This window comes from Curtobacterium luteum (assembly GCF_001475545.1).
In the GTDB taxonomy this organism is placed as follows: domain Bacteria; phylum Actinomycetota; class Actinomycetes; order Actinomycetales; family Microbacteriaceae; genus Curtobacterium; species Curtobacterium luteum_A.
Map to the genome: position 1 here is coordinate 1 of NZ_LDQC01000139.1, position 630 is coordinate 630.

The following is a 630-nucleotide window of genomic DNA, read 5'->3' on the forward strand; positions in this document are numbered from 1 at the left end:
TTGTCCCGGGGTGTGACGCGGTGCGCCGTGACCGAGTCGCCGAAGCGTTCGACCCGGTACCCGGAGCGCTTCAGTATCGCCATGGCGCGCGTCACCGCGTGGTCGACGGTCGGGAGGCCCGTGGCGACGTCCGCCCCGTTCGCCGCGGTCCCGACGCTGGTCGCGTCCACCGGCACCGACTGGAAGCCCGCGAGTCGGCCGAGCCGGACGGGGGTCTTCGGAGGCCGGGTGCGCAGCGCCTGCCAGTGGTGCTTCGTGCGTGGGACGATGCAGCCGATCAGCGACACGAACAGCAGCAGGTAGATCGCCGAGAACCACACGGACGTGTAGGTGTCGAAGACCTGGAGCTTGTCGAGCACCGGGTAGAGCGCGGGGTGGTCCGACTTGTACTGCACGACGCCGTTCGGGTCGGCGGTGCGCTGCGGGACGAGCGAGCCCGGGATGGCCGCGAGCGCGAGCAGCATCAGCAGGAACAGCGCCGTGCGCATGCTCGTCAGCTGGCGCCAGAAGAACCGGAGGTACCCGACGAGGCCGAGCCTCGGCTGCGCGACGTCGGCGCCGCCCGCACCGTTCCGCTCGCGCGGCGCGGGGGCGCTGTCGACGTGGTCGGACGGCCGCTGGGGGTCGGAG

General features: G+C 72.2%; 1 protein-coding gene. It reads right to left on the reverse strand.

The features are described from left to right. Positions 1-630: cytochrome c biogenesis protein ResB (locus tag NS184_RS16585; protein ID WP_193750541.1), on the reverse strand; the 630-nt coding region annotated here is incomplete at both ends.